This window comes from Chitinivorax tropicus (assembly GCF_014202905.1).
Lineage (GTDB): Bacteria > Pseudomonadota > Gammaproteobacteria > Burkholderiales > SCOH01 > Chitinivorax > Chitinivorax tropicus.
The window spans coordinates 40,624-67,478 of the sequence record NZ_JACHHY010000014.1; the positions used below are offsets into that span (position 1 = coordinate 40,624).

The following is a 26,855-nucleotide window of genomic DNA, read 5'->3' on the forward strand; positions in this document are numbered from 1 at the left end:
AAGGAGAACCATCATGGCCATGGAATATCGTTCCTATTCATCAATCCGTGACACGGTGCAGCCAGGCGACATCATGGCTTTTGGTGGTAAGGGTGAGTTTTCCGACATCATCAAATGGGCGACCCGCTCAGTGGTGTCACATGTGGGGATCGTGCTGCAGAGCACCGTGGGCGGTATCGAGCTGGCCATGAATCAGTTGATCGAGTCCACCAGCCTCAATGGTTTTTCAGGGGTCACCATCAACCGGCTGAGTGATCGTGTCGATCAATACGACGGTGAAATATGGTGGCTGCCGCTGGGCAAGAAGACCCGAGCCAAGCTGGATCTGACGGCTTTCCTGAAATGGTGCCTGATGCAGGATCGCAAACCCTACGACATGCCGCAGGCGGTGAAATCAGCGCTGGATCAGCTGGACAAAGTCCCCATCCTTGGTCATGCCACGCACAACGTCGAAGATTTTGCGCGCTTTTTCTGCTCTGAGCTGGCCGCCGCCGCGCTGGAGGCGGGCGGGGCGGTGCCTGAGCTGAATGCATCTGAGGTCACCCCTGTCGATCTGTGCTCTTTCAATATCTACGACGATTTGTATGTGCAGGTGAAAGGCGCGAGGAAGGAAATCCGCACCTATAACCGGTTCGACCCGGCAGGTTGGGGGACATAGCCATGCCTTTGTTGATCGATGAAATCATCACTGATGTGACGGTCGAGCCTGCGGGTAACAGCACGCAACAAGCCCAGCGCCCGGCACAGCCCTGGCGTTCGCAGGCCAATCTGCAAGCCATGCAGGCCGTGCTGCAGCAAGATGAGTGCCGCACCAGTGCCTGGGGCAATGAGGACTGACCATCATGCCAGACGACCTACTGTTCACCGCCACGCCCACCTTCACACTCGATGGCCAGCGTCAACCTTCGTTGGCGCGGGATCTGGTCCGGTTGGAGGTGGATGAAGACATCTGGGGCATGAAACGGCTGATGGCGCGCTTCAGTGCCTGGGGGCAGCAGCCCGGTGGCGGTGGGAAAGAGGTGGAGCTGTACTGGGATGGTCAGACGGTGGATTTCGGCAAGTCGATGGCAGTCTCCATCGGCTCGCCCAGCCAAGCCCGGACGATCTTCAAGGGGCTGATCACTGCGCTGCAGGCTGATTATCGTGAAGGCAGCGAGCCGCAGATCGTGGTGTTCGCGGAAGATGCGCTGCTGAAGCTGCGCCTGAAACACCGCTTCAAAACCTGGGAAAACGTCAGCGATGCCGACATGGCACGGCAGATCGCCAGCGAACATGGTCTGAGTGCCGCTGCGGATGCCGCTGGGCCGACCTACCAGGTCGTGCAGCAGTGGAATCAGAGCGACCTGGCCTTTCTGCGGGAACGTGCGCGCCTGATCGGCGCTGAGCTGTGGCTGGAGGACGATACCCTGCATTTCGCACAACGTGATCAGCGTGCAGGCACCGAGCTGACGCTGGTGAATGGCAATCACTTGATCAAACTGGAGATCCGTGCCGATCTGGCGAATCAGCGCGGCGAAACCCATGTGGCCGGATACGACCTACAGGCGCGGGATCAGATCGATGAATCGGCCAGCGACAACGCGCTGGCTGGCGAAACCCAGGGTGGACGAAGCGGCCCGGCCCTGTTGAAGCAGGCCATCGGCAGCTTTGACAGCTTCCGTAATCGCGAGCTGCCCTTGACCAGCAGCGAAGCAGCTGATTGGGCCAAGGCTGCATGCAAGCGACGGGCGCGGCAGTTTGTGGTAGCGCGGGGCCTGACCCGTGGCTCGCCGGATCTGGCGGTGGGCAGTCGCCTGACGCTCGATCGGATCGCCAAGCCTTTTGCCGGGGCGGGTTATATCGCCACCCGAGTGCTGCACAGCTATGACCTGATCGATGGACACCGCACGGTTTTCGAGGCGGAGCGCCCAATGGTGAACAGCCCATGACACGACCGGACGACTTTGATGGTGGCATGGCCAGCAAACGGCTGTTTGGGCTGTATCCGGCCATTGTGAAAGACATCGTGGACCCGGACAGCCTGGGCCGCATCCAGGTGAGCTTCCCATGGCTGGGCGACGAAGGCGCATCGGTCACGGCCTGGGCGCGGTTGGTGACATTGTATGCCGACGATGATCAGGGCTGGGAGATCCTGCCTGCGGTCGATACCGAGGTCATTGTTGCTTTTGAAGCGGGTGCGCTGGAACGGCCCTACATCGTCGGGGCGGTGTGGAATGGCCGGGAGTCTTTGCCGGAGCCCCCGGCGGCCCCGAACAACAAACGGCTGTTGAAGACCCGTGCCGGCAGCCTGCTGGAATTCGATGATACCGATGGTGCGGCCAAGGTCACCATATCGATGCAGAGCGGCCACAAGCTGGTGCTGGATGACGCCCAGCAGCAGGTGACCTTGCATCACAGCAACGGCGCCGAGATTGTCATCAATGCCGCTGGACAGGTGAAGATCACCGCCAATTCGACCGTGGAGGTGAACGCCAGCGCGGTCAATATCCATGCCCCGATGACCAAGTGCGATGGCGTGGTGAAATGCGAAACGCTGATCACCCAAGCGGTGATCTCGCCAAGCTATACACCGGGCGCGGGGAATATCTGGTGAAACGGCAACGCGCGCAGACAAAGGATCGCTCATGACCACCACCCCTCATCACCCCTGGGCCATCACCGCCCCTTGGTACCGCTGGCCATTGGCTGGCGTGCCTCGCAGTGGGCGGGGGATGGCGCCGGTGCTCCAGAAATTTGCCAGTGACGATTTCGTGAATGAATTCATCAAGGATTTGCAGCATTCCGTGCGGTTCAACCAGGACGACCAAGTGTTCGCGATCAATCTGGCTGCTGCCAGCCCGGGTCAGTTTGTCGGCAAGCTGGCTGCATTGTTTCCGATGAAATCGGATGGCAAGCCCTGGCAGCCAGGCGATGCGGTGACCGACCTGCGCCGCTCTCAGCTGGTGGGCACCGGCATCCGCAAGCTGTTTTTGCCCTCGCATGGCCGCCATTATCTGGTGGTGTGCGAGCTGCATTGCGATGTGCCCGGCTTCCCGGCGGTGCCCGTCAGCGAGGTGTGCCAGGCGGGCTTTGTGGTGCGGCGCAAACGGTTGGATTACCCAGCCGAATCGCGCCCGCAGGCAGTGGCCTTGCTGAGAGAGCTGGTGACTGCCCAGGCCAAACTGGGCGAGTGGGAGCAGACCATTCCGGTGCGCCCTGCCGCGGCGCGCAGGCGTGCCGAGAAAATCGCCAAGCTGAAGCAGGCCGGGCAGTTCGATGCGTTGCTACAGGCCGCTCGTGAGGCTGTGCAGCAGAAGCGGCAGGCGCTGGATGCCTGGCGGCAGGCCAACGGCGTGCGGGTATTCGAAGAGGGGTGGGTGTCGGGCGGCCATACTGGCATCGGGCAATGGCAGGAGGTCGAAACGATGCCGGAAACCCTGCAGGAGACGTGGCTCCCACTGTACCGCGTCTTCCCCGACCCGGCCAACCCAGCGCACGATGCGCGTGGGCGGGCGCTGTTCTTTGGCGTGGTGCCGACCAGCGCATTCGATACCACGGCGCAGGGCGAGGCCCGATTTGATGACCGATCCAGTTATGAGATCCGCACCTTCTTCCGCCGTCATGCCTGCTGCTGCCCACAGCAGGGCTTGAATGTGCAGGCACCGGATTGCGACGGCGAGCTGGTGTGGAGCGCACCGACCGAAACCTATCGCCTGGCCTCGCAATTTGACCTGCAAGGCACCGCCAATCGCCCAGTGACGGTACAGATGCCGAATCTGGCTGAGCTGGCAGCACAAGTGCTGGCGCGACCGGTCGGCAAGTTCTCGCCTGTGAAGTTCGTACAACCGCAGACCCTACAACCCAAGATCAGCGGCAACGCGCTGTCCGGCGGCAGCATGGGCGGGGATGCCTTCTGTTTCTTCGCGATTCCGCTGATCACGCTGGTGGCGCTGTTCGTGCTGAATCTGTTCCTGCCCATCGTGGTGTTCATCTTCAACCTGTGGTTTTTGCTGGCGCTGAAATTCTGCATCCTGCCCAGCTTCAAACTCGACCCGATTCTGCAGGCTGAGCTGGCGGCCATCCCTGGCGGGGCAGATGTGGATGCGGCGGGGTTCCAGTTCGCCTTTCAAGGGGGAATCAAGACGGGTGTGGCCCTGCGCGGTGATCTGACCGAATCGCTGTCGCACATGATGGCCGAGGTGGCAGGTGAGCCGTTGCTGCTGCCCGGTGGCATAGTCAACCCCAAACACGCGCCTCGCGCATTGGCGATCAAGCCCAGCCTCGATCAATACAGCGCCAGACCGTTGACCGACCTGGCGCAGGTGATGACCGAGCAGGCGGCCCGTACTGCTGGCGATGGTTCACAACTCGACTTGCTGGCCGGGTTGGACTATGAGCCGCGCCGGATGTGCCAATGGCGCGATGAGCCACACCTGCCGACAACGGGAGAATACGCATGACACGCAGTGCGACATTGGGGCAAGGCATTGGACTGCCCTGGCAACCCGATGGCAATGGCCGCCTGCCCGTGGTGGCGGGCCCGGAAAAGGTAAGGCAGTCGATGGCGATCATTCTGGACACCGAGCCGGGCGAGCGGGTGATGTTGCCCACGTTTGGTTGTGGGTTGCGGCGGTTCCTGATGCAACCCAACACCACCTCGACCCGTGCGCTGATGCAACGCGAGATCGAGTTGGCATTGCGCACCTGGGAGCCCCGGATCGCGGTGGATCGTGTGGAAGTGTTGCCTGGCGATGAGCCTGCGCTGGTGATGATCCGTATCGCCTACACCCATCTGCGGGATGGCCGACCGGACAATCTGGTCTACCCGTTTTATCTGGAGGGTACGCAGTAGCCACCGCCCATGGTGGCCACCGAACGTGCCAGGAGAGAAGACATGCCCCTACCCAGCCCGATACTCGACGACCGCAGCTATGCGCAGCTCGCTGCTGAGCTGAAAGCCCGCATCCCTGTCTATAACCCGGCCTGGACGGATCACAACGAGAGCGACCCTGGCATCACGTTGCTGGAGCTGTTCGCCTTCCAGTCGGAAAACCTGCTGTTCCGTTTCAACCAGATCCCTGAAGCCAGCTACCTCGAATACCTGAAACTGCTGCAGATCCCCCTGTTGCCCGCGCAGCCTGGCCGTGCGCTGTTGAGCTTCACTGCCGACAAGGCGGCAGGTGTCAGCATCCCGCGCAAGACCATTACCCGAGCTGGCAAGGTCGAGTTCCAGACGTTGACGGAAACCCACGCCTGGCCACTTTCCTGTATTGCGGTGTCGCGGGCGCGTACCGATGCCCCCACTGCCGATGACGAAAGTGAAGTGCATGCCTTTGTGCTGCGCACCATCGACGCCTTGCCGGATGAGCTGGCCGAACAGCCAAGGGTGTATTACAGCCCGCTGCTGCTCGACCCCGCCAAGCTGGCGGAGCCGGTCGATTTCAGCAGTGCGGTGGATGGCATGATCTGGATCGCCTTGCTGGCCGAAGATGGTTTTGACCTGACAGCATGGCAGAAGGCCGATGCGCAACCATTGTTGAACCTGGGTTTCGAGCCCAGCCTGCCGGTCGGTGGCATTCAGACCATCGACCCCTGCCTGGGGATCACCGGCCTGCCCAGCCCACCACAGTTGAGTTGGCAGATCTCGACAGCCAAGCCCCTGAAAAACAGTCAACCGCAATACGTCAATCTGAAGGTGGAAGGCGATAGCACCCGTGGTCTGACCCAAGGTGGCACCGTCCGGTTGGCGCTGCCCACCGACAAGGACGCCATCGGCCTGCCCATAGTCGATCTGGATCTGGCTGGCGCGGGTGATTTTCCGCCGCTGTTGGATGATGAACAGCAAGCCAAGGTGATTGCCTGGGTTCGGGTGTTCCGTCGTGATGGCAGCCGCTTTGGCCGGTATCGGCTGATCACAGTCAATGCCAGCGAGGCCGAACAGGCACGGGTGGCCGATGCGCAATACCTGGGGGATGGCAATGGGCAGCCAGGGCAGCAGTATCCGCTCTCACATCGGCCCGTGTTGCCCGATGATGCCTATGACCAGCTGGTGGTCGAGGTGGAAGAAGGTGGCCGGGTTGGCGGGCAATGGATTCGCTACAGCCGGGTGGATGATTTCTTCGGCAGCTATCGGGAATCACGCCATGTGATGCTCGACCCGGAAGCGGGGCTGCTGCGTTTCGGGGATGGCCTGCGGGGCCGCATCCCGCAATGGGGTGAGCGTATCCGCGTGCGGGGTTACCGTTATGGCGGCGGTGTGCAGGGTAATGTGGCAGCCGGTGCCATCAGTAAGGTCGATCTGCCGGGTGTCAAGGTCGGCAATCTGCTGCCTGCCGCCGGTGGCGCCGATGCGGAGGGGGTGGAAGCGGCATTGGCGCGTATCCCCGGCGAGTTACGGCGGCGAGATCGGGCCGTGACCGCTGATGATTTCAAGGAGTTGGCCCGCCAGACACCTGGTGCTCAGCTGGGCCGCGCCGAGTGCTTGCCGCGCTTCCACCCACAAGCGCCGGAGGCAGAGGCCGCTGGCGTGGTCAGCGTGGTGGTGTGGCCGCAGCATGACCCCGATCACCCCAATGCCCCGATGCCGGATGCCGCGCTGTTGCGGGCGGTGTGCCAGTGGCTGGATCAGCGGCGGTTGGTGACGACTGAGTTATATGTATTGCCTCCTACCTATCGCAAAGTGGCGGTGTCCGTGGCGGTGAAGGTGAAGGCCGGTTATGGCATCGAGGCGGTGCGCAAATGGGTGGAATTGGTGTTGCGTCAATACCTGGCGCCATTGCCACCCTATGGCCCTACCGGTGAGGGCTGGCCGCTGGGGCGGCGGGTGTATGGCCCTGAGCTGGAGGCCGCTGCTTTGCAGGTCGAGGGGGTGGAGTTCCTGGAAGGGCTCAGCGTGGCTGGGTGGGACGGCAGTGGTTGGATCAATGGCACGGTGACGCTTACCAAGTGGGAAGTCCCCGAGCTGGCTGCCATCACTGTGGTGGATGGTTTGCCGCTACCCGCGCCTGGTGAGGGGATCAATCCAGTGCCGCCAGCAGGTGTGGTGCTGCCGATCCCCGTTCTGCGTGAGGAGTGCTGACATGGCTGCGCGCACCTACCCCGAAGCTGACTTTGCCATGATCACTGGTGCCGCCACTTGGTTGCGCTGCAGCTTTCAGCAGGCTGCGCTGATTGATGGCATTGTGCAATTGGGGTGGTCTGGCGACGCCACCCCTGGCGAGCCAGGGGCCATCAGCGATCCCCAAGGCGCGGGGCTGGCATTTGATCGCCATTGTCGGCTGTTTCATAGCCTACCTGCCGCGCAACGTGTCGAGCGGGTGCTATGGGGTGCATTCGACCCCTTGCATCCGCAACGGGTGCTGCCCACGGCTGAGGTGCTGGGCAGTGTGTCACCCCATCAGCATGGCGATTTCGCACCCCGGACCCCGCTGCTGCCTGGTTTCACGCCACGTGCATTGGCCTGCGATGAGCGCGATCATCTGTTCGTGCTCGACACCGCCGGGCAGCGGGTGGTGGTGTTCGATCTGATCCAGCAACGGGTGGTGTTGAGCCTGCCGGTGCCAGGCGGCGCGGTGGATCTCGCCTACCATCAGGGCTGGGTCTATGGTCTGTCACCACAGCCGCCGCAGCTGTGGAAACTGTCCGCCAACCGCGGAATGCGGCTCCTGCCGGTGAGTCTGGTCGGGGTGGATGCCCCCGCCCGGCTGGCCTTTTCTCACGATGGTCGCTTGTTCGTGCTGGGGCGTGCGCACACCGTGGATGCATCGCTCCACGAGCTGGGCAGGCCACGGCAGTGGCGGGCCAGCCCGTTGGCCATCACGCTGGGTAGTGGCAAGCCGCTGGCATGGGCATCCGATATCGTGGCGATCGGTCATGACGACCGGACGCGTTTGGTGATTGCACGGCGCCCCAATGAAGACTTGCTGCAGCTGGACATCGGCGGGGTACCCTATGGCCTGGTCGAGCCGCTGCAGGCACGCGGCTACGATGGCATGGGCATTGTCGCCGCGCCCGATGGCCGTATCGCCTATTGGACAGACAAAGGTGTGCGCCACGCGGTGGCGGCGCGGGTGAAGTATCAAAGCCCTGGTCGGGTGATCAGCTTCCGACTCGACAGCGGCAGCTATCAGACCGTCTGGGGGCGGGTGCTGCTGGATGCCTGTCTGCCGCCCAATACCGAGATCCGGGTGCAGGGGATCGTTGGTGATGACGATGAAGATGTCGAAGACCGTATCGGTCGAGATCCGCCGGTGTCCAGCATGCCGGTGGTGCCGCTAGAGGCGGAGGCCACGCCGATGCCACAGCAGATCGATGTGCCCGACCCAGCCAGCCTGGGTGGGCCGGTGATCCGCCGCAGCGATGGCAGCGAGCAGCCCTGGCTGCAGGCGGATGACCAATTCGCCACCTATGAGGCTGCCGTGCCAGCCAAGGCGGGGCGCTATCTGTGGTTGGTGATCGACCTGATCGGCACATCGCGTGCGACACCGAAGATCCGTACCATCCGCGCCGAGCACCCCGGCCATGACTGGCTGCGCCGCCTGCCCAAGCTGTACGCCCGCCACGAAGCCATGCGGGGATTCCTGCAGCGATTCCTGACAGCACCGGCGGGGCTTCACCATGATCTGGCCAGCCAGCACGAACACCGGCACGCGCTGCTGAAGCCCTTCAGCACCCCAGCCAGCATCCTGCCGTGGCTGGCGGGCTGGTTGGGGCTGAGCCTGGATGAACGGTGGTCAGACACCGCGCGCCGCACCTTCATTGCCGAGGCCATGCTGCTGTGGCGCCTACGGGGCACGGTGTGGGGCATCCGCCGCATGCTGCAGATTGTCACCGATCGTCAGATCGTGATCATGGAGCAGTTTCGCACCCGTGGACTAGGGGTGGTGGCTGGTGATGGCCTGGGGGGGCAGCGCGCAGCCGTGCTGGGCCATGGTCTGCGGGTGGGTGGGCCGGTGGGCGAGGCCGCCCGGTCAGGTGACGCGAGCGTGGCGGTGGACAGTTTCCGTCAGCACGCCCATCGATTCAGCGTGTTGATTCTGGGCGAGCTGAGCCCAGAGCAGGAGGCCATGGTGCGCCATCTTCTGGAACAACACCGGCCAGCCCATACCCTGTACGAGTTATGCACCATCGGCGCGGGCATGCGCATCGGGCGTAACCTGCGAGTGGCCATGACCTCGGTGATCGGCCACAGTGGCGGCTTCCAGCCTATGCAGCTTGGGCACTCGGCCTTGGGCAAGGACAACCTGCTGGGCCGCCCTGGCAGCGGGCTCAGCCTGGGTAATCAAACCCTGGGCCAGGGGAGGCTGACATGAGCCAACCCGTTGCCATTGGCCGCTTCTACAGCCATTTCCATACCACGTCAGACGATTTGCCCCGTGCCCAGGCGATTCAGCAGTCGCTGGTGGATGAATTGCTGGCGATGCGCCTGCAGGCATTGGCGCCAGATGATGAATTGTTGTTGATCAAGCGTATTGCCTTACCGCTGACTTTGTCGGCGCAGCACACCGATTGGGAATCTGCACAGCGTTGGTGCGAGGCCATCGCCAGGGCGGTCGAGCAGGCCATGCAGGCAGGCCATGTCGATCAACTGGTGTGCTTTGCCCACCCTGGCGCGGCTCTGGTGGCCTTTGCCGATGCGGTATTCAACCAGCACGACACCTTGGATTGGGCTTGGCAGCGACTGGGTTGGCTGACGCAGGGTGCGGTGAGCGCATCAAAGCGGCGGGCGGCGTTGTTCGACCTGCTGTGGGGCCAACCTGCTTGGGTGGTGCCGCTGCTCAAGCACTGGCTATGCCAGCTGACCTTGCAGTCGCGTCTGCAGGCGCTGACGGCGGACGAGCGCGCCCGATTGTGGCAGCACCTGCTGTCGGCATATGGCCTGACGGAGATCCCGGATTGGCCTCAGTTGGTCTGCGCTTTGCGGCAAGCGGTGGCAGCCGCTGGCACCGAGCCGCCCATATGGTTGGCCATGACAGATAGGCCGGAGGAGGTCGCCTCATCCACTCGATCCACCGGGTTGCTTTCCCTCGCCAGCACTTGGCTGGCCCAATTGCGCACGGTACCTGCCGACGAGGCCATGCAATGGCTGGCTTGGTATGCGGTCCTGGCGCAGCCGGAGTGGGTGCGCAGGCAAGGTCACGACCTGCCTGGGCTATTGCAGGCTTCGTTGATCCATGGACAGGCAACGATGTCGGCACAGGCAGCGCCAACGATGACGCAACGCGACATGCCAGCTGCCGTGGCGGATCAGCGAGAGCCCTTGCCAACATCGGGCGAGTTCGCCACGCCGTTGGTCGAGTCCGCCATCGAGCCGATCCAGCCCACCCTGGCCCACACCGAATTCGGTGGTTTGCTGCTGATTGCCCCACATCTGGCCGAGGCTGGGGTGATGGCTGGGCTGGCCGCACTGCCGGACATACCATTGCCCACCTTGCTGACACAATTGGCCAGACAAATGTTGCCGATGATGCCGCGCAATGATCCGGCTGAGCGGGTCTTCGCTGGCTTGCCGCTGTTGACGGATGACAGCTGCAACCCGATCGAATTGCCCGCCTCCGCACAAGCTGTGTTGCACACCAGCCTGCAATGGTTGCACGGCTGGTTGGAAGCTCGCCTGCCCGATTGGGCCGGGGCGGGCCTGATCGAGCGGATTGCCCGGCGCCCGGCCAGCCTGCGGCTCGACCCAGGGTGGGTGGACGTCTGCTTCAGCCTGGACGATGTCTCGACCGACATCCGCAAGGCGGGGTTGGATCTTGACCCTGGCTTCGTCCCCTGGCTGGGCGCTGTGTTGAGGTATCGCTATGCGTGACGGTTATGCAGCCTGGTCGGGCCAGACCATCCAGCCCAGCGCACTGGGTAGCCCCAGTGTTCCACTGTGGTACGAAACGGCAGCGGTAGGGCAGCGGCTGGCCTCGGTACTGGACCAGGCTGCATTGCAGGACGAACAGACGCAACAAACGCTGGCCTTCCTGCATGGACACTGGCAACAGGCCATGGCCTGGCACCCCACCGCTGGTGAGGTGGGCGGGACTGGCAGCTTGCTGGATCGACTGTGCCGACAGCTCAAGCTGAGCGCCGATGAACGGCTGTTGCTGATATTGGCGGGCATGGCGGAAGAACACGAGGGATTTGTCGCCAGTTTTGTGGGCCTGCACCCACGCGGCGAGCCGTTCCCGACCGTGGGCCTGTTTGCGCGGCTGGCATGTCAGGGCCTGGACCGCGGTGAAGCCTGGCGATTGCTGACGCAAAGCGCACTGCTGCGGCTGGGTCTGGTGCGCGTCGTGGGCGAGGGGGCGTGGCCGGAGCGCTCTCTGCGCCTGGCTGATGGGGTGTGGGCGGCATTGCAGGGGCTGATCAATTGGCCTGTGCCGCCGTTGCAGGTGCTGACCCGGCTGGATGACGGCTGGCTGCGTCAAAGCGATGTGTGCTACCTGACAGATCGGCTGCAAAGTCGACAAGCCTTGATGGTGGCCTTGCAGGGCGAGCCGTTGGCGAGCCACATCCGCCTGGCGCAGTGGCTGGCCGGTCTGGGGCCGCGTGCGGTCTGCTTTGAAGTAGCGGGCCAGCCTGAGGGCGTGGTTGATCAACTGCTGCAGCTGTGCCTCATCCACGACCGGATTCCGGTGTGGGTCGGCAACCCGGGCCCAAGCCGCCTGTTGGGGCATTTTCCCTGGCCGATGTTATGTGCCGAGGCAGATCCAGCCTGGCTGGCCAGCCTGCCCATGCCAGTGTTGCCGGTGGCGGCACCACGCCCATCACGCGCCCTGCTGGCGGCGCTGTGGCAAGAGTCATTGCCCGAGCTGGCTGAACAAGCACCCGAGCTGGCCGCACGTTTTCCATTGGAGCCCCGGCGGCTGTGGCGGGTACAAGGTGACGCCCGTGCGCTGGCCGGTTTGACGCCGCTTGACGCCGGAACCGCCTACACCGCGCTGAAGACCCGGCTGGCACGCGGGGGCGATAGCCAGATGCGCCGCGTCACCCCGCGCGCAGGGTGGGATGACCTGATCTTGCCCGAGCCCGCCACCCAGGCTCTGCACAATGCGGTGGCCCGCCTGCGGTTGCAGTCACAGGTGTTGGATGACTGGGGTTTCGATCGTGGGGATACCAGTCGGCGTGGCTTACGGCTGCTGTTCTGTGGCTTGCCCGGCACCGGCAAGACCCTGGCCGCCGAGGTGATGGCGCTGGCGTTGCACGCCGAATTGTTGGTGATCGATCTGTCGCGCACTGTATCGAAATGGATCGGTGAAACTGAGAAAAACCTGGCGGCGATCTTCGACGAAGCCGAGGCCACCCGTGGCGTGCTGTTTTTCGATGAGGCCGATGCCCTGTTTGCCAAGCGCACCGATGTGCACGACGCCAATGACCGCTTTGCCAATATCGAAACCGCCTATCTGCTGACCCGGCTGGAGCGCTTCGACGGCATTGCCATCCTGGCTACCAATCTTCGGCAGCACATCGATAAAGCCTTCCTGCGGCGTTTCGAATTCGTCATCGATTTCCCAGAGCCAGGAGCGGACGAACGGGCGGCGATCTGGCGACGGCATGTGCCCGCCCAGGCCCCGCTGGCCGACGGGGTGGATTTCGAGCTGCTGGCACTGCGCTATCCGATGTCTGGCGCGATGATCCGTAACGCCTTGCTGGGTGCGGCTTATGAGGCTGCCGCCACCGATGGGCCGATCAGCCAGAGTGGGCTGGAGCGGGCCATTGCATTGGAATTCGAGAAAACCGGGCGTCTGTGCCCATGACTGCATCAACAGCACACAGGTCAACCGCGCCTGGACGACAGGATATGAACAGGTAGGTATTCATTCATTGCCAGATGGGGAGATCGCCATGGCAGATCCGAAAACCCTTGTTGAATTCGCCACCCAATGGCGAGACGAGCAGAAAACGCAATCCACCCAGGCTGCCAGTGCCGTCAGTGCGGCCCAGTCCCAGGTGACCGCCGCCCAGGCCAGCCTGAGCATGGCTCGGGGCGAGCTGTCGGCTTCGACCGACCAACTGGTGGCGATCCGCACTCAGCTAGGCAAGATCCCGATGCCAGCCGATGGTGAGCCATTGCTGGTTGCGCTACGGGAAGCAATCGCCACCCAGCGTGCCAAAGCGGCGGCGGTTACCTCAGCGGAATTGGCGGCTGGCTTGGCGCAAGCCACACTGACCAGCGCCCAGCTCCGGCTGGAGCGGCTGACCAAGGCGCTGGCATCGGCTGAATCGGAGCTGGCGGCAGCCACTGCCGCCAAGAACAAGCGGCAGGCCGCATTGGATGCGCTGGCTGCGTCACCGGTGGCCGATGTCAAACAGGCCGCCACCGATGCCCTGGCCAGTGCCGATTACACCGCAGCCAAACAGCGGATCAAGGATTCGCTGCCTGCCACCTTGCTGGCGCGTGTCACCGAGCGGGCTGGGCTGGCGACTGGTTTGGCGGATCGACAGGCCGCGCTGGCTGACGCGGTGCTGGCCTTGGCCGACACCGAAAGCGAAGTGACCACCCTGGCTGGCGACAAGTTGACCCGCCTGACACGTGCACTGGATCAGGCCGAGCGCAATTTGATGCTGTACACCAGCCGTGCGACTGCTGATCTGGCCTCTGCCGTGGCCAATCTGAGCTATCTGGCCAATACCGGGAACAATGTGCTGACACCACAGCAGAAAGCCCACCTGAACGATGCTGCTTTGAGTGCCGATCGCAACAGTGCCGCTCAGGCGGAATCTGAACGGGATGTGGCTGCGGTGGCTTTGGCGGATGCCCTCAAGGTGCTGCAAGGCGAGCGAGCCAAGGTGCTGGCCGCTGACCCGGCAGCCGATCTGACGGCGCTGGAGGCAGATGGCACCAGTGATCTGGGCAAGGCCAAGACCGCATGGCAGGTGGCCAAAGATACCCTGGACAAAGCCGGCACCGGTAAAGAGGTGCTCTACACCAGCGCCATGCGCGCCACCATGACGGAATGGCAAGCCAGTGTGCCGGATGCATTGTGGGCTGATCTCAGCCGCTGGTTGGATGCCGATGCGGCGCTGGCCCGGCTCAAAGGTGCGACCACCGCATTGACGAGTGCGGTCAAGAACACGGAGAAGGAGCTGGTGCTGGCTTTGATCGACGATGCCAAGCGACGGCGGCGTCAAGCCTGGCTGGTCGATGCCTTGGCGGCTCGGCAGGGGGCGGTGGCCGAGGGCACCAAACGACAAAGCGAGCTGCGCGGGCATGCCCTGCGCGGCATCTTGACTGTGTGACGACGGTGGGTGGGCCGTCACACCACGGCCTGAACCTGGCAATACAGAATCCAGAAGACACCATAGGAGGCCCCAATGGCCGACGATCAAGCACTGCAATGGGTGAGTCACGACGAGGACGAGCAGTGGCTGCCCAATCGCCCCTATCTCGCCGTCAACTACCACTATGGGATGTTGCTCGGCGTCGATGACTTTGTGACCGATCAAGCCTACCACCGTGGCAAGTCGCGGCTGCACAATGCCTGGCTGCATGGCTGGGGTACGGTGTGGGGGCTGGCGGTGTCCGCCGACCTGCCCAGTGACGAGATCCGTGTCGAGGCTGGGCTGGCACTGGACGGCTTTGGGCGGGAGCTGCATGTCGATACCCGGCAATGCCTGAACCTGCCAGCGTGGTTCAGTGCACATCGCGAAGACCCTGGCCTGATCGTCTCCGAGCAGGTGGATGGCTTCCACCTGGATCTGCATGTGGTGATCCGCCACCGGGCGTGCCTGATGCGGCCCATCCCAGCCTTGCTGGATACTTGTGTCGGCGCACAAGGCGACACGGCCTATTCACGGGTGTTCGAGACCAGCGAGCTGGTCGTGAAACCGGGCAAGGCGCCAGCCAGCAAGCCACGTCATCACCTGCTGCGGCTGTTGCTGGGGTTGGATGCACCCATTGAGGAGAACGGTGCCGTGATCCCGGCGGATCAAGCGGTGCTGGATGCCCGTGCCGCACTGGCCAATGCACCGGCGGATGAGCGACTGACACTGCTGAAACGCACCGTACATGATGTCGCCGTGGCGGCTGCACTGGCTGATCAGGCGGGTACAGACCCAAGCGCCGACGATCTGGAAGCGACCTTGTTCCCTGCCCACGCGGTGCTGGACGTGCCGCTGGCCAACCTGGATGGCGTCATCCTGGCACCCGCAGGCAGCAGCACCAAGCTGAAAGCGGTCACGGTCGATAACCGAGTCCGCGAGGTGGTGCTTGCCACCACCACCTTGCAAGGGCTGCTACCTGCCTTGCTCGGCAGCCCTGGCGGCAGCCAGCCCACTGGGCCACGAGTGGTGCCAGCCAGTGTCAACCGGGCGGGCGCAGTGGTGACCTTGCAACTCGATAGCCCGCTGGATAAAGACACTGTCTCCAATGCTGGCGTGCAGGCCGCGCAGCTGGTGGGCGGTACCGGGTGGCAGGTGATGGCTGTCAATCAGGTCGAGCTGTCGGCTGATCAACGGACACTGACGATCACCCTCGCCAGCGACCCCGGGACGCAGTTGATGCGGCTGGTGCTGATCGGCACCGGCAGCCAGCCCATTCTGGGCCAGAACGGCCTGCCGCTGTTTGGCGCACAGACTGCCCAGCCGACCGATGCCGGTGACGTGGTGAGCGGTCGTGATTTTGTCTGGATGAACAAGGGGAACTGAGCCATGCCCACTACTCAAGACACACTGGTGCTGTTGAATGCCAGCAACGGCATCACCCTGATTCCGGGCGATACCCCTCTCACCCGGCTCAATTATTTCGATGGTAAATTTCTGAAGGCAGAGGATCTCCAGGCCGAGCAGACCTACCTGCGGCAATTGGTGCAGCTGTCCAATCAAGCGGGCGGGGCTGGGGTGGTCAATGGGTTTGACCTGCAGGCCACGGCGGGCCAACGTCTGACATTGAGCCCTGGCTTGGCCATCGACCCGGATGGCCGGGTGCTGTTGCTGCCAGATGCCGTGACGTTCGAGATCGCGACCTTGATCGAGCGCTCGCGCCCAACAGTGAATGCCGACACCGCAGCGGCGCCAAACGATACCGCAGGGTTTGTCGAATGCGAGCTGAACAAGGTCCATGGCACCGCCACGCCCGTGCCCGGCGTTGGTTTGTACCTGATCGGCATTGTGCATGCCGAGGCGCTGTGTGGACACGAAGACATGGTGGCCGGGCTGTGTGCCAATGCCTGCGCCACGCAGACCCAGCGCCCATGGCGACGAGAGGGTGTCGTGCTGCAGGCGCTGCCTTTGCAGCTGCGCACGCCGCTATCCACCTCGACAGCAGTGTTGTTCGAGCAATGGCACCTGCGCTCACGGGTGGCATCCAGTTATTTTGCCGATGAAGCCCTATCGGTGGCACAGCTGATTTCACGGGCGGGCCTGCAATCGTCGGTCTGGTGCCGTGGCGCGTTGGCTGCTGTCGGCAGCTTTGTGCCCTTGGGCGTGCTGGCGATGGGCAGCCAACAGATCTTGTTCCTGGATCAATGGATCGCCCGCCGCGAGCGCATCGATGGCGACCCGCGCCGCTATTGGCAATGGCGCATGATGATGCGGCCTTGGGATGCCTTCCTGGCACAGATCCTGCAGTTCCAATGTCAATTGCGTGATGTCTGGCAGGTTGAAGCCGAAGCCGATGGCGATGACCCATGCCAGCAACTACGCAAATTGGTGGTGGATGCCAGCAGCGTGGTCAACCAGCTTGAACGCTACTACCGCGCCACCAGCGAGCACCTGGCCAAATTGGATCTGGGTGCGGATCGGGCTGAATCCTACCTGCTGAGTGGTGGGACCAGTGAGCTGGGCCATTTGGTCAACCGGCTGCAAAGCGCCAAGGACATGATCAAGCTGATGCCGACCGATCGATTGCTGATCCGGCGCGGCATAGTCGAGCTGCCCAGCGCTGGGTATCTGCCGGTGGTGCCATCGGCCAATTTCACGGTCAATCAACAAATCCGGCAGATGATGGGTGAAGGTGTCGATCTGCGGTTCTGCATCGTCCGCCCCGATTATGTGGCAGAGGCATTGCAGGAGGCCCAGCACATGGAGCGGATCTCGCTGACGCGTGGTCTGGACAACCCTCAACAGAAAGAGGAAGTCGATATCCTGGTGCCTGATGGCGAGATTCTGGGCGTCAATGCCAAACTCGGGCAGGGGTGGGCGGGCCGTCTGGCATTCCTGTTCTCTGATCCATCTTCACAGGCTCATGTGACCTCAGATCACAATACTTTCGAGCGTGGGGTGTTGGCTGGCGCGGCGCGTAGCGAAAAGCAACCCGACGGCAGCTTGCGTTTCTGTTTCGGGGCCATGGCTGAAACCGACAGCCTCGACTCATTTTCGAAGGATCTGCGTGAGTGGGCTGCTGCGCGTAAGAATTCGCTGGCCGAGACCACTTGGCATGCGGCAGACATCCTGCGCACCCGCCAAGAAGGGGTGTCCGCACACGCAGCGGCAGAAGCCACCGCTCGCACCGACGCAATGGCCATGCGTTATGCCCGCCTGAAAAGTGAGGCAGAGGCTTACCGTGCCAAGCGACTGGCCTATGTCGCCAAGTCGGGCGACACCAAAGGGTTGAGTCATTTTGCTGGCTTGACAGAAGATGATGTTGATCACGTAGCACTGTGGATCGGTACCCGGATCGGCACCAACCCGCTGGCATCCAGCGAAGGGGCGAGCATCCCTTGTCTGTTGGATTTGACCATACTGGTGCCACGTAGTGCCAACAGTACCTTCGTTGATTTGGCGGGTAGTGGTCGGTTACGGATCGACCACATCCAAACTGTCGCGACAGGGACAGTGATCCAGGCCAATTTCACGGGCAGTGTCGTTTTGCAAGGGTTGTTCGGCGGGCAGAGTGGTACACGTAAAGTGGTGCCGATCAATGCGCCGGTAGTGATCGGGGCACGGGATGCCGAGACCGATAGCTTGGTCGTCAATATTGATCTGCGTAATTCGGCTGGCAATGGCGAGAGCCTGCTGGACATTGATACATTGCAGCTGTTTGTGGCGCTACGTCCCAATCCACTACAGGCCCGAGCATTGATGGTATTGACGGGTGGCCAAAAGAACAAGAAAGGATCGATCCGCTTCAACCTGAGCCTGGATGCGAATGGTGAGGTGCTGAAAACCGGCAATCCGCTACGTGCGGCTTCCGAGGCCGCTATCCAAGTGCTGGCTACCCGGGAGAACACACCCAATTTTGCTGCCGATGCACTGGCAGACCTGTTTGGCACACGTCCCGCCGGTAGTGATGTGCTGACCATCCTGGCACGTAAGGATTGGGTCTTGTTCCACCGTCGGCGCACCCGGCAATGTGGGTTGGATCGCGCACCCACACCGGTGGATCAACGGCGTTACCAACTCTTCCACCTTAAGATCGATACGGAAGCCAATCTGCAAGCTGCGCGCGCAGCGGTGCTGACTGCCGATGCCGCAGCCATCACCAGCTTGGGCTTTGCACAGATCAGCATCGTAACCTTCGACGGTGGGCGTTCCACCATCGCCACTCCCGCAGCCGATCTCTTGCGCGATTGGCAGCAAGCCAATCCGGGCCCTGCGTTACGATTTGGCGCAATCGGCTCGCAAGGTGCGGCGTTGTCAGAAGGTGAAGCCTTGGCCCGGGCACGGTTGGTGGCGCTGGAGCTGCAATTGGCCGGTACTCAGAAAACGGCTGTTGACAATGTGTTGCTGCCCATCCTGCCACCATTGGGGCTGTCAGGGCTGGACGGCGGGGTGTTCCTGGTGACGCTGGCTGCGTCGGTGATCTGCCATGAAGTCTATCGTCTCCCATCTGTTGAGGTCTTGCAACGCTTCAATGAAACCGTGAAAACGGCAGGGCTGGCCAAGGCGCTCAGTCAAATCCCGCTCAGCTCGATTGCACATGCTGAATTCCAGCCGGATGGCAAATCGCTGACTCCAACAGCAGAAGTGGCGCTTAAAAAGGCTTGGGGCGGTAGCCCGGCGGTGTTCGATGCGCAGGTCTTTACTGTCGGTGAGGATGCGGAAGTCAAGGTGCAAGCAGGTAATATCAGTCGTCTGCTGGGTGGCAATCCATCAGATGTGCGGGCCAATCTGAGTGGTGATGTTGCCTCTTTGACGTCCTGCCGGGCATTGACCATTCTCACGCCTCGTTCCGAGGTGCGGCCTGGTTTGATGGTGCTCGCTCCATGGGACGATCGCTTCGATCTCAACGTCAATACCCCGTTCTGGCAGCATGAGTGGCGGGGTGCGCAGCCAGTGGATATGTTGCGGCTGGAGGAGAGCATCCGTGAGGCTGTGCCCAACGATGTACTCTCACTGGCAGTTGCAGCGGTGGGTGGCAGCCCAGCCGCATTGGCAGATCACGTGCTGGATACGGTCAAGGCAGCATTGGCCCGGCTGGGCTTTGCACGGCAGGTGCAATTCATGCGTACCTACTCATTGCAAACAAAAGAGGTCGATAGGCTGAAGGATCTGGGTCGTGATCCGGCCCAATATCAGTCCATCATCTTCTTCACCGCCAACCCATTGAATTGACGTGATGGCACGCGCTGCTACCACCGCCAAAGCTCAGGCGCCAGCCTCCAAGCCGGCGCCACGGGTGCAGCGTGCCTGCCAGCCTTGCAACAACAAGGAGGGAGGGATTTCTCCCAATCAAACCTGGCGCGCATTTGCCATGCCAAGCCAGGTGCAGAGAGCGGTGGTGGATGCACCGGACACCGTTTATGAAAAGGAAGCCGACCAAGTGGCGGAGCATGTGGTCGCCCGCCTGGGCGGGCAGGCCACTGGTGCCCGGCCAAGCATCACGCCGGTGGATGACACGACCGTGCAGCGGAAGTGTGCCGCTTGCGAGGCGGAGGACAAAGTCGCGCAGCGCAAAGGCAAGGCCGGCCCAGTGACGACCCAGGCCGTTGACCTGGCACCGGCTGGTGGCGAGCCGCTTCCAGCCAATACCCGGCAGCAGATGGAAGGCGCTTTTGGTGAATCGTTCCAAGACGTGCGCATCCATCAAGATGCCAGTGCGGACCAGCGTGCCAGCCAGCTCGACGCCCGAGCCTACACAGTCGGCAACCACATTCACTTCGCTGCCGGGCAATATCAACCGGGTACGCAGCAAGGCCAGCACCTGCTGGCGCACGAGCTGACCCATGTGGTGCAACAAGGTGGGGTGGCGCGTCGTGCCCAGGCCAAGTGTGCAGCATGTGAAGCCGAAGAGCGTGACGCGGCGGCAGGTGTCAGGGTGCAGCGTGATGTCTGGGACTACGTGCCGTCCCCCCCCAGCTTTGATGAGATTGTCGAGGCCGGTTCGCAGGCCATCGATGCTGGGGTCGGGTTGGCTCAGGATGTAGGCGAGGGCTTGGCGGAAGGCGCACAAGCTGTCGGTGAGGGCCTGGTGGCCGGGGCGGAAGCCGTTGGCGAGGGCTTGGCCGCCGGGGCGGATGCAGTCGCTGAAGGGGTGGAGGCTGGCGTGGAATTCATTGGTGGCATTGCCAAGGAATTCTGGGATATCGCCAATGCCTATGTTGCTGCACTGGGCGGGGGCAGCATCAGTATCGTTGGCACTACCCTGGTGGTATCGATCCCTGGCCCGGTGCCAGTTTGCCCCACCTTTGCCGTGCAGTTTTCCCTGCCGGGCATGTCAGCCAGCCTCCCGATTGCCTTTGGTGCGGTGCCGATCGCAGGGCCGGTTTCGGCATATGGATTGGTCGAAGCCTTTGCCAGTTTGACGCCGGAGTTGTCCGGCCAGCTGGGGCCATGCTCGGTCAGCGGGGTGAGTATCACGATCGATCCGTTTGGGCCCAGTTTCTCTGCCAGTGGCTCGTTTGCAGCGACAGCTGCGCTGGGGTTGGGCGCCGCGTTGGATGTCGGTCTGCATGGTGAGGTCGGCCTGCTGATTGTCTGGCCAGACCCGCCCTTTGCTTTGCTGATTCCAATTGTTGGGCTGGAAGGGGGCTTGGAAGGCTTCGCACGAGGCATCATCGCCAGTCGCATCCGGGCGAGTGGCGGCATGAGCTATGCGGGTGGCACCTTCAGTCTGGCGGTTTCTGAGCGTCAGACGTTGGGCCTGGCTGCAGATCTCGGTGTGGCGGGGTTTGGTGAGCTACAGTTCCTGGGGCAGAACCTGTGCCGCTTGTACTGGCCGTTACTGGCCTGGCACGACGATACCGCCATCGACAGTGGTTTTGATCTGGCGCTCAGCATCAGTCGGCGCGGTGCCTCTGCATCGCTGGCACTGCTGCCCCCGACCCTCAACCCGATCGGCTTTGACGATCTGGGCATCATGATCCCCCGCGACTTGTTCACAGATGATTGTCCGCTCTGTGGTTTGCTCTATCGAGCCGGGCTCATGCCATCGCAACTGGGCGGCAGCTGGCACTCAGGTAGCCCTGGGCGACCTCACTCTGGCCCTTTACTGGTGTATCCGAATGATCCGGCCATCCGTAGTGGTGCCAAGTGTAGAGGGGCCTGCGGGCCCGACTGCAAGACCTGCGATCCACCGGATGACCCGACCGATCACGCACGCACCGCCTGTGTCGAAACCGAGGGAGAACGAGGCCCAAGCCATTACTTCTGGGTCTATCCCAACTTCCATCATTGCAATACCCACGAAGGGTGTCGTCAGCACGATGCCTGCTATGACTGGAGCGCACGCTTTGGTGAAACCGGGCCTTTTGGCATCCTGGGGCCAGTGCATCGATTGTGCGATCTGGAAGCGATCTGCAACTATGGTGTGCCACAGGCGGTCGGGTGGATCTTCGGCAAGCCTCCCTACGATGGCGGCATGGATTTCTCTGATGAGCCTTACCAGACGGGTGAATGTCCTGGACACTGCCCGGAAGAGCAGAGTGCAGAATCGGAAGTCGAACCAGTTCTGTGCCTGGACGATATGGTGATTTTCGAGGCTTATCCATTGATCGAAGAGGAGTTCAGAGAAGCGACTGACTATGTGAAATTGTTTGAAGTCCCGGTCGAAGTCCCCTATATCCCTGTACCGGTTCTGGTTAGCCTTTGGGCAAATGCTGGTTTGATTGCCCAAATCAGTGCAGAGCTGGGCCCATTGACACTGAAGAACATGTGCCTGAACGTTGACCCGGTGACCGGTGCGCACACGGGTACAGCATCGCTGGAGCTGGCCAATCGGCTGGAAGCCAGCCTGGAAATATTTGGGGACCTTGAATTGCAAGCAGGCTGGGGTTGCCTGTTGGGTTATATCGATACCACAGTGGTATCCGGCAACCTGGATCTATCCGTCTTTGGCGCTGCAGTGGCGGAGGCGCCCTTGGTGGCGAATGCGCAGGTGGAGTGCCAGCAGGGCAAGATCGTCTTGACGACTGATGTAACGCTGGAGCCTTGTTTGGCATTACGTCTGTCGATATTTGCCGCGATCCGCGCCATGCTGTTCCATCGCTTTGAGTTGTTCTCCCGGCGCTGGGAGCTGGGGCGTTGGGACTGGGGTGACTGCTGGTCTTGGGAGTTGTTCTCGTCCAGCAACGAGCTGGGTGACTGGGATTTTGATTTGTCACCGTTTGATATCGATATGGTGGAGTTGTTGCAAAGCATGCTGAGTGACGACAATTCCACCACCCCCCACCGAGGCCGCACGCCGACCATGCCTGCCGACCCGGCCAGGCGCGCTGGCATTGCCAACCCTTGTCGTGGTGGTAATGGCGGCGGTGGCGATTTGCCCCCGGCACCGCCAACAGGCTCAGTGCCGACGGGGCTGACCTCCAGCGATCCTATCGAAATGACGTGGTTCAAGCCGAAATCCGAGTATCCGCAGACATGCGCCCTTGCAGTGCAGGAGGGCGGCAATTGCAGCAGTGATAGCGACTGCACCGCACCGACCCCACGCTGCACGACCCTGCGGATCGGCAGCTCGGACCGGCAGCGGTGTACACAGCTTTCCAATTACCCGCTGGATGTACCGACCAATCTGCCCGCGCTGACAGGGCGAAATCAGCCGATCAATATCGGTGTCAGTTACTATCCAGGTATGAATGATGTGATCGAGCTTGACCCGACCCCTCGGAGCGGGAGCGCCCAGGCCGGTTTCAACCGCCGGTTTGCCAGGCACGGCTATAACCTCAGAACGCATGATGAAGAGCCGGATCATGTGTTGGATCTCGACTGGCATGGCAATGACAATCACACCAATCTATGGCCGCTCGACAGCACCTTGAATCAAGCTGCGGGTAGGCAGCAGAACCTGAACCAGCGGATCACCTTCAGCGAAGGGCCAAGTGGGCCGGTGCATACCAATATGACTTTGCGTACCTTCAAACAGCAGGGGTTTCACCAGCGCAACCCGCCACACAAGTTTTTCCGTATCACACAGATAACCCGGCCTTGAATGCCAAGCATTCGGCCAGACAGCGGCAGAGATACAGCCAACGCTGCATTTGCCTCTGTAGGTCAATTGTCAACCTACAGAGTACATGTATCAACCCGCTCAGCTGCCTGATTGAGGCATTGATCAGCCATAGCGATGCTGCCGCATCCATTTGGTCATGATCCATTTTTCACCTGCCAGCACGGGTGCGCCGCCATGCAGGGTCATCGGATCGACTTGGCCTCGATCATTGAAATACCGGAAGTAGGCAGCACTTCCTTTTTGTGGTGCGACAGACATGCCCGCATCCGGGAAGATAGTTTCACCGCCGGCCTCTACATCATTCAGATACATCACCAGCGTGCTGACCCGTTGCCCACCATTTGCCAGGTGTGGTGCGCTGCCCGACTCATTGGGCGGGAAATAGTCGAAATGAGGGCGGTACTCGCCACCGATGCCATAGCGTAAAATTTGAAAGCCTTCACCGTTTTCCATGGGCCAGTTCATCAGCCGGGCAATGCGGCGATCCAGCTTGGCGATGAAATCATCTTCACAGCGATTGAAGAAGGTTCCCTCACTGGTTCGTCGTTCGATGATGTCTTCCTTGCCAGTCAGCGGGTTGACTGTCGTCGAGCGTTTCAATTTATGGGTGGAACGCCGAATGATTTCATCGCATTCCTCATGCGATAACACATCACCAAATACCACCACCTGCGGGCGCTCACAGCGCATCAGCACCTTGACTTCACGGTCACCGACATCGATGCGGTTGCCGGGGGCGATCGGCATCGTGTCATAGTGGTAATTACCCTTGGCTACAGCCTTGGGTTGCTCGACGACCGCTGGTGCCTGTTGAATAACCACGGGCGCTTGGACAACTGGGCCAACCTGCTTGGGCTGCAACAATTGAAGCACCACGGTGCTGGCGCTGGCTTGGTCGAAACCCGCACCCATCATGGCTTGGATCATCGATTCCGGTGAGCAGCCTCGATTGATGTTTTCATTCAGCCAGGCTTGCCAGGCGGTATCCAGTTGCGGCATGGAATGCTCCTTGTCAGATTGGGGTAGAGTGGACAAATGCCAAATGAATATCATAACCCAGATCAGATCACTCTGGAGGTGATTGTCTGGGTATAGGTCATGAAACTGTGCCAACAGCGTCTGAGTATGCAGGATTTCCAGGGTTGAAGGCAGCCGGTATCAAAATCCATGATGGATGGTGCGCTGGTATCTGGGTACCGAGATTGCATCAGTGCTCAGGCACCTGCCTCGCCAACACGATTTCCCCCCTGTTTCCAATTATGGTGTAATTGGGGGCTGTTCCATATCGTCAAGACCTCGATTCAATAAGCCTGAAAGCACAGTTTGTATAAGCCCAAGCCGTGCCAACAGGGTCAAGCCGCATCGCTATCCGTCACGCCAATATGCTATCTCTCAACCCGCAACCAGATGACCGCCCTGGGCTGGACAAACGATCCCCAGCTCGAACCATGCTGTATTTGTTTGACCTGCTCGGCTGCGCCATTTTCGCGTTCAGTGGTGCGCTGGCGGCGGGCCGGGCAAAGCTTGACTGGCTGGGGGTGATGATCATTGCGACCATTACTGCCATTGGGGGTGGCACGGTCCGCGATCTGCTGATGAATCGCCATCCGATATTCTGGATGCAAGACCCGTGCTATCTATATCTGACCTGCCTGACTGGCTTGGCCACCATTGCGTATGTCCAGTATCTGCCTATTCCCTACCATGTCTTGTTGGTGGCGGATGCCCTGGGCCTTGCACTGTTTGCGATCTATGGCGCACAGCTTGCTGCCGCAGCAGGGCATAGAGGCATTATTGTGATCGTGATGGGGACAATGACCGGTACGGCAGGCGGCGTGATCCGCGACATTCTCAGCAATCAAATCCCATTGATTCTGCGTAAAGATATCTATGCCTCAGCCGCCATTGTCGGCATCGGTATCTACCTGTTGTTGAAAAAACTGAAATGGCGTGAATCCTGGGCGTTTGTGGCAGGATTCATCGCGGTGGTCAGCTTACGGCTGCTGGCATTGACACTGAACTGGCAGCTACCGGTTTTCAACTTGCGCTGAGTGCAATGGCTCCCCGCCACTCAATCAGATGATCTGAAAATGACAAACCCGGATGCCGTCAAAGCGGTCATCCGGGTTTTGAACCATCGACGAGAAGGCGATCTTGCGAACAGGCAACCGTTCAGCCCATGCCCTCAGCGTGGAGAATGGTCGCCTGGATCGATCAAGCCAGCTCACCCCACAGATCATGTTCATCAGCATGGGTGATGGTGACCTGCACAATGTCACCGACTTTGACCTGAATGTCGGGATCGTTCAAATAGACCAAGCCATCGATCTCTGGGGCATCTGCCTGGCTGCGGCCAATCGCGCCTTCCTCATCCACCTCGTCGATCAACACTGGCAGGGTACGCCCGATCTTGCGTGCCAAGCGCTCCGCCGAGATGCGCGCCTGTACTTCCATGAAGCGTGCCTTACGATCTTCCGCCACATCTTCAGGCACATGATCGGGCAAAGCATTTGCTGTCGCGCCTTCAACCGGCGAGTAGGTGAAACAGCCGACACGGTCGAGTTGTGCTTCTTCGATAAAGGTCAGCAACTCCTGAAAATCTTCTTCTGTCTCACCAGGGAAGCCGACGATGAACGTGCTGCGGATGGTGAGGTCTGGGCAGATCTCCCGCCATTTCTTGATGCGTGCCAAGACGTTATCTGCATTGGCCGGGCGCTTCATGGCTTTGAGCACCTTCTGGCTGGCATGCTGGAAAGGAATATCCAGATACGGCAGGATCTTGCCCTCTGCCATCAATGGGATGACCTCATCCACGTGCGGGTAGGGGTACACATAATGTAAACGAACCCAGATGCCCATCTCCCCCAGTGCCTGGCACAACTCGGTCATCCGCGTCTTGACCGGGCGGCCATTGTGGAAGCCCGTCTTGTATTTGACATCGACACCATAGGCCGATGTGTCTTGCGAAATGACCAGCAATTCCTTCACGCCCGCTTTGGCCAGATTCTCCGCCTCACGCAGCACTTCGTGGATCGGTCGGCTGACCAGATCTCCCCGCATGGACGGGATGATGCAGAAGGTACAGCGATGATTGCAACCTTCAGAAATCTTGAGGTAGGCATAGTGGGTCGGGGTCAGCTTGACGCCTTGTGGTGGAACCAGATCCACAAATGGATCGTGTGGCTTCGGCAGATGCGTGTGCACATGCTGCAATACTTCATTGGTGGCATGGGGGCCGGTGATTGCCAGCACCTTGGGGTGTGTCTGTTGGACAATGTCACCTTTGGCTCCCAGACAGCCAGTGACAATCACCTTGCCATTTTCGGCCAGCGCCTCGCCAATGGCGTCGAGCGACTCCTGAACTGCCGAGTCGATGAACCCGCAGGTGTTCACCACAACCAGATCTGCATCCTGGTAACTCCCTGAAATTTCATATCCTTCAGCACGTAGCTGGGTCAGGATCTGTTCGGAATCCACCAATGCTTTTGGACAACCCAGCGATACGAATCCGATACTATGTGGCTTATTCATACTAGAAATTCTGTTTAGCAAAAACCTTCAT

At 61.2% G+C, this 26,855-nt stretch carries 17 protein-coding genes; 15 read left to right on the top strand and 2 right to left on the bottom strand.

Annotated elements, in window-relative coordinates:
- Positions 1-13 precede the first annotated feature (13 nt).
- The 14 genes from HNQ59_RS11860 (at position 14) to HNQ59_RS19660 (ending at position 23,272) form a co-directional block, all read left to right on the top strand.
- Positions 14-658 (top strand): hypothetical protein, encoded by a 645-nt coding sequence (locus tag HNQ59_RS11860; RefSeq protein ID WP_184039472.1) that lies wholly within the window; start codon positions 14-16, stop codon positions 656-658.
- A gap of 2 nt (positions 659-660) precedes the next feature.
- Positions 661-837, top strand: a complete 177-nt coding sequence (locus HNQ59_RS11865) for a hypothetical protein (protein WP_184039475.1) — start codon at positions 661-663, stop codon at positions 835-837.
- A gap of 5 nt (positions 838-842) precedes the next feature.
- Positions 843-1,928: a phage late control D family protein gene (locus HNQ59_RS11870; RefSeq protein WP_184039478.1), complete on the top strand. Its 1,086-nt coding sequence runs from the start codon at positions 843-845 to the stop codon at positions 1,926-1,928.
- On the top strand, positions 1,925-2,593 hold the full coding sequence (locus HNQ59_RS11875; RefSeq protein WP_184039481.1) for a phage baseplate assembly protein V: 669 nt from the start codon (positions 1,925-1,927) through the stop codon (positions 2,591-2,593). Before HNQ59_RS11870 ends, HNQ59_RS11875 begins: the two co-directional genes overlap by 4 nt.
- 31 nt (positions 2,594-2,624) lie before the next feature.
- Positions 2,625-4,439 (top strand): hypothetical protein, encoded by a 1,815-nt coding sequence (locus tag HNQ59_RS11880; RefSeq protein ID WP_184039483.1) that lies wholly within the window; start codon positions 2,625-2,627, stop codon positions 4,437-4,439.
- On the top strand, positions 4,436-4,831 hold the full coding sequence (locus HNQ59_RS11885; RefSeq protein ID WP_184039486.1) for a GPW/gp25 family protein: 396 nt from the start codon (positions 4,436-4,438) through the stop codon (positions 4,829-4,831). The genes HNQ59_RS11880 and HNQ59_RS11885 overlap by 4 nt, the downstream gene beginning before the upstream one ends.
- 42 nt (positions 4,832-4,873) lie before the next feature.
- Positions 4,874-7,057 (top strand): putative baseplate assembly protein, encoded by a 2,184-nt coding sequence (locus tag HNQ59_RS11890; protein WP_184039489.1) that lies wholly within the window; start codon positions 4,874-4,876, stop codon positions 7,055-7,057.
- 1 nt (position 7,058) lies between these two features.
- Positions 7,059-9,290, top strand: a complete 2,232-nt coding sequence (locus HNQ59_RS11895) for a phage tail protein (RefSeq protein WP_184039492.1) — start codon at positions 7,059-7,061, stop codon at positions 9,288-9,290.
- A complete protein-coding gene (locus HNQ59_RS11900) occupies positions 9,287-10,786 on the top strand; it encodes a hypothetical protein (protein WP_184039495.1) in 1,500 nt (499 codons plus the stop codon). Before HNQ59_RS11895 ends, HNQ59_RS11900 begins: the two co-directional genes overlap by 4 nt.
- The gene (locus tag HNQ59_RS11905; protein WP_184039498.1) at positions 10,779-12,722 is read left to right on the top strand and encodes an ATP-binding protein; all 1,944 of its coding nucleotides are present in this window, start codon (positions 10,779-10,781) and stop codon (positions 12,720-12,722) included. Before HNQ59_RS11900 ends, HNQ59_RS11905 begins: the two co-directional genes overlap by 8 nt.
- Positions 12,723-12,810: 88 nt before the next feature.
- The gene (locus tag HNQ59_RS11910) at positions 12,811-14,205 is read left to right on the top strand and encodes a coiled-coil domain-containing protein (RefSeq protein ID WP_184039501.1); all 1,395 of its coding nucleotides are present in this window, start codon (positions 12,811-12,813) and stop codon (positions 14,203-14,205) included.
- Between the two features lie 75 nt (positions 14,206-14,280).
- Entirely contained in the window at positions 14,281-15,612 is a 1,332-nt protein-coding gene (locus tag HNQ59_RS11915; RefSeq protein WP_184039504.1) for a hypothetical protein, read from the top strand.
- Positions 15,613-15,615: 3 nt separating this feature from the next.
- A complete protein-coding gene (locus HNQ59_RS11920; protein WP_184039507.1) occupies positions 15,616-19,458 on the top strand; it encodes a hypothetical protein in 3,843 nt (1,280 codons plus the stop codon).
- 4 nt (positions 19,459-19,462) lie between these two features.
- Positions 19,463-23,272 carry an eCIS core domain-containing protein gene (locus tag HNQ59_RS19660; protein WP_246490972.1) on the top strand — a complete coding sequence of 1,270 codons (3,810 nt, stop codon included), beginning with the start codon at positions 19,463-19,465 and terminating at the stop codon, positions 23,270-23,272.
- 123 nt (positions 23,273-23,395) lie between these two features.
- On the opposite strand, the gene HNQ59_RS11930 is transcribed toward HNQ59_RS19660, so the two are convergent.
- A complete protein-coding gene (locus HNQ59_RS11930) occupies positions 23,396-24,292 on the bottom strand; it encodes a 2OG-Fe(II) oxygenase (protein ID WP_184039510.1) in 897 nt (298 codons plus the stop codon).
- A 449-nt stretch (positions 24,293-24,741) separates the two neighbouring features.
- On the opposite strand from HNQ59_RS11930, the gene HNQ59_RS11935 reads away from it, so the two are divergent.
- A complete protein-coding gene (locus HNQ59_RS11935) occupies positions 24,742-25,344 on the top strand; it encodes a trimeric intracellular cation channel family protein (RefSeq protein WP_184039513.1) in 603 nt (200 codons plus the stop codon).
- Between the two features lie 163 nt (positions 25,345-25,507).
- On the opposite strand, the gene rimO is transcribed toward HNQ59_RS11935, so the two are convergent.
- The gene (gene rimO, locus HNQ59_RS11940) at positions 25,508-26,824 is read right to left on the bottom strand and encodes a 30S ribosomal protein S12 methylthiotransferase RimO (RefSeq protein WP_184039516.1); all 1,317 of its coding nucleotides are present in this window, start codon (positions 26,822-26,824) and stop codon (positions 25,508-25,510) included.
- Positions 26,825-26,855 lie beyond the last annotated feature (31 nt).

Bases quoted from the DNA above. Each gene is read 5' to 3' on its own strand.
- HNQ59_RS11860 (WP_184039472.1), top strand. From the start codon at position 14: ATGGCCATGGAATATCGTTCCTATTCATCAATCCGTGACACGGTGCAG.
- HNQ59_RS11865 (WP_184039475.1), top strand. From the start codon at position 661: ATGCCTTTGTTGATCGATGAAATCATCACTGATGTGACGGTCGAGCCT.
- HNQ59_RS11870 (WP_184039478.1), top strand. From the start codon at position 843: ATGCCAGACGACCTACTGTTCACCGCCACGCCCACCTTCACACTCGAT.
- HNQ59_RS11875 (WP_184039481.1), top strand. From the start codon at position 1,925: ATGACACGACCGGACGACTTTGATGGTGGCATGGCCAGCAAACGGCTG.
- HNQ59_RS11880 (WP_184039483.1), top strand. From the start codon at position 2,625: ATGACCACCACCCCTCATCACCCCTGGGCCATCACCGCCCCTTGGTAC.
- HNQ59_RS11885 (WP_184039486.1), top strand. From the start codon at position 4,436: ATGACACGCAGTGCGACATTGGGGCAAGGCATTGGACTGCCCTGGCAA.
- HNQ59_RS11890 (WP_184039489.1), top strand. From the start codon at position 4,874: ATGCCCCTACCCAGCCCGATACTCGACGACCGCAGCTATGCGCAGCTC.
- HNQ59_RS11895 (WP_184039492.1), top strand. From the start codon at position 7,059: ATGGCTGCGCGCACCTACCCCGAAGCTGACTTTGCCATGATCACTGGT.
- HNQ59_RS11900 (WP_184039495.1), top strand. From the start codon at position 9,287: ATGAGCCAACCCGTTGCCATTGGCCGCTTCTACAGCCATTTCCATACC.
- HNQ59_RS11905 (WP_184039498.1), top strand. From the start codon at position 10,779: ATGCGTGACGGTTATGCAGCCTGGTCGGGCCAGACCATCCAGCCCAGC.
- HNQ59_RS11910 (WP_184039501.1), top strand. From the start codon at position 12,811: ATGGCAGATCCGAAAACCCTTGTTGAATTCGCCACCCAATGGCGAGAC.
- HNQ59_RS11915 (WP_184039504.1), top strand. From the start codon at position 14,281: ATGGCCGACGATCAAGCACTGCAATGGGTGAGTCACGACGAGGACGAG.
- HNQ59_RS11920 (WP_184039507.1), top strand. From the start codon at position 15,616: ATGCCCACTACTCAAGACACACTGGTGCTGTTGAATGCCAGCAACGGC.
- HNQ59_RS19660 (WP_246490972.1), top strand. From the start codon at position 19,463: ATGGCACGCGCTGCTACCACCGCCAAAGCTCAGGCGCCAGCCTCCAAG.
- HNQ59_RS11930 (WP_184039510.1), bottom strand. From the start codon at position 24,292: ATGCCGCAACTGGATACCGCCTGGCAAGCCTGGCTGAATGAAAACATC.
- HNQ59_RS11935 (WP_184039513.1), top strand. From the start codon at position 24,742: ATGCTGTATTTGTTTGACCTGCTCGGCTGCGCCATTTTCGCGTTCAGT.
- rimO (WP_184039516.1), bottom strand. From the start codon at position 26,824: ATGAATAAGCCACATAGTATCGGATTCGTATCGCTGGGTTGTCCAAAA.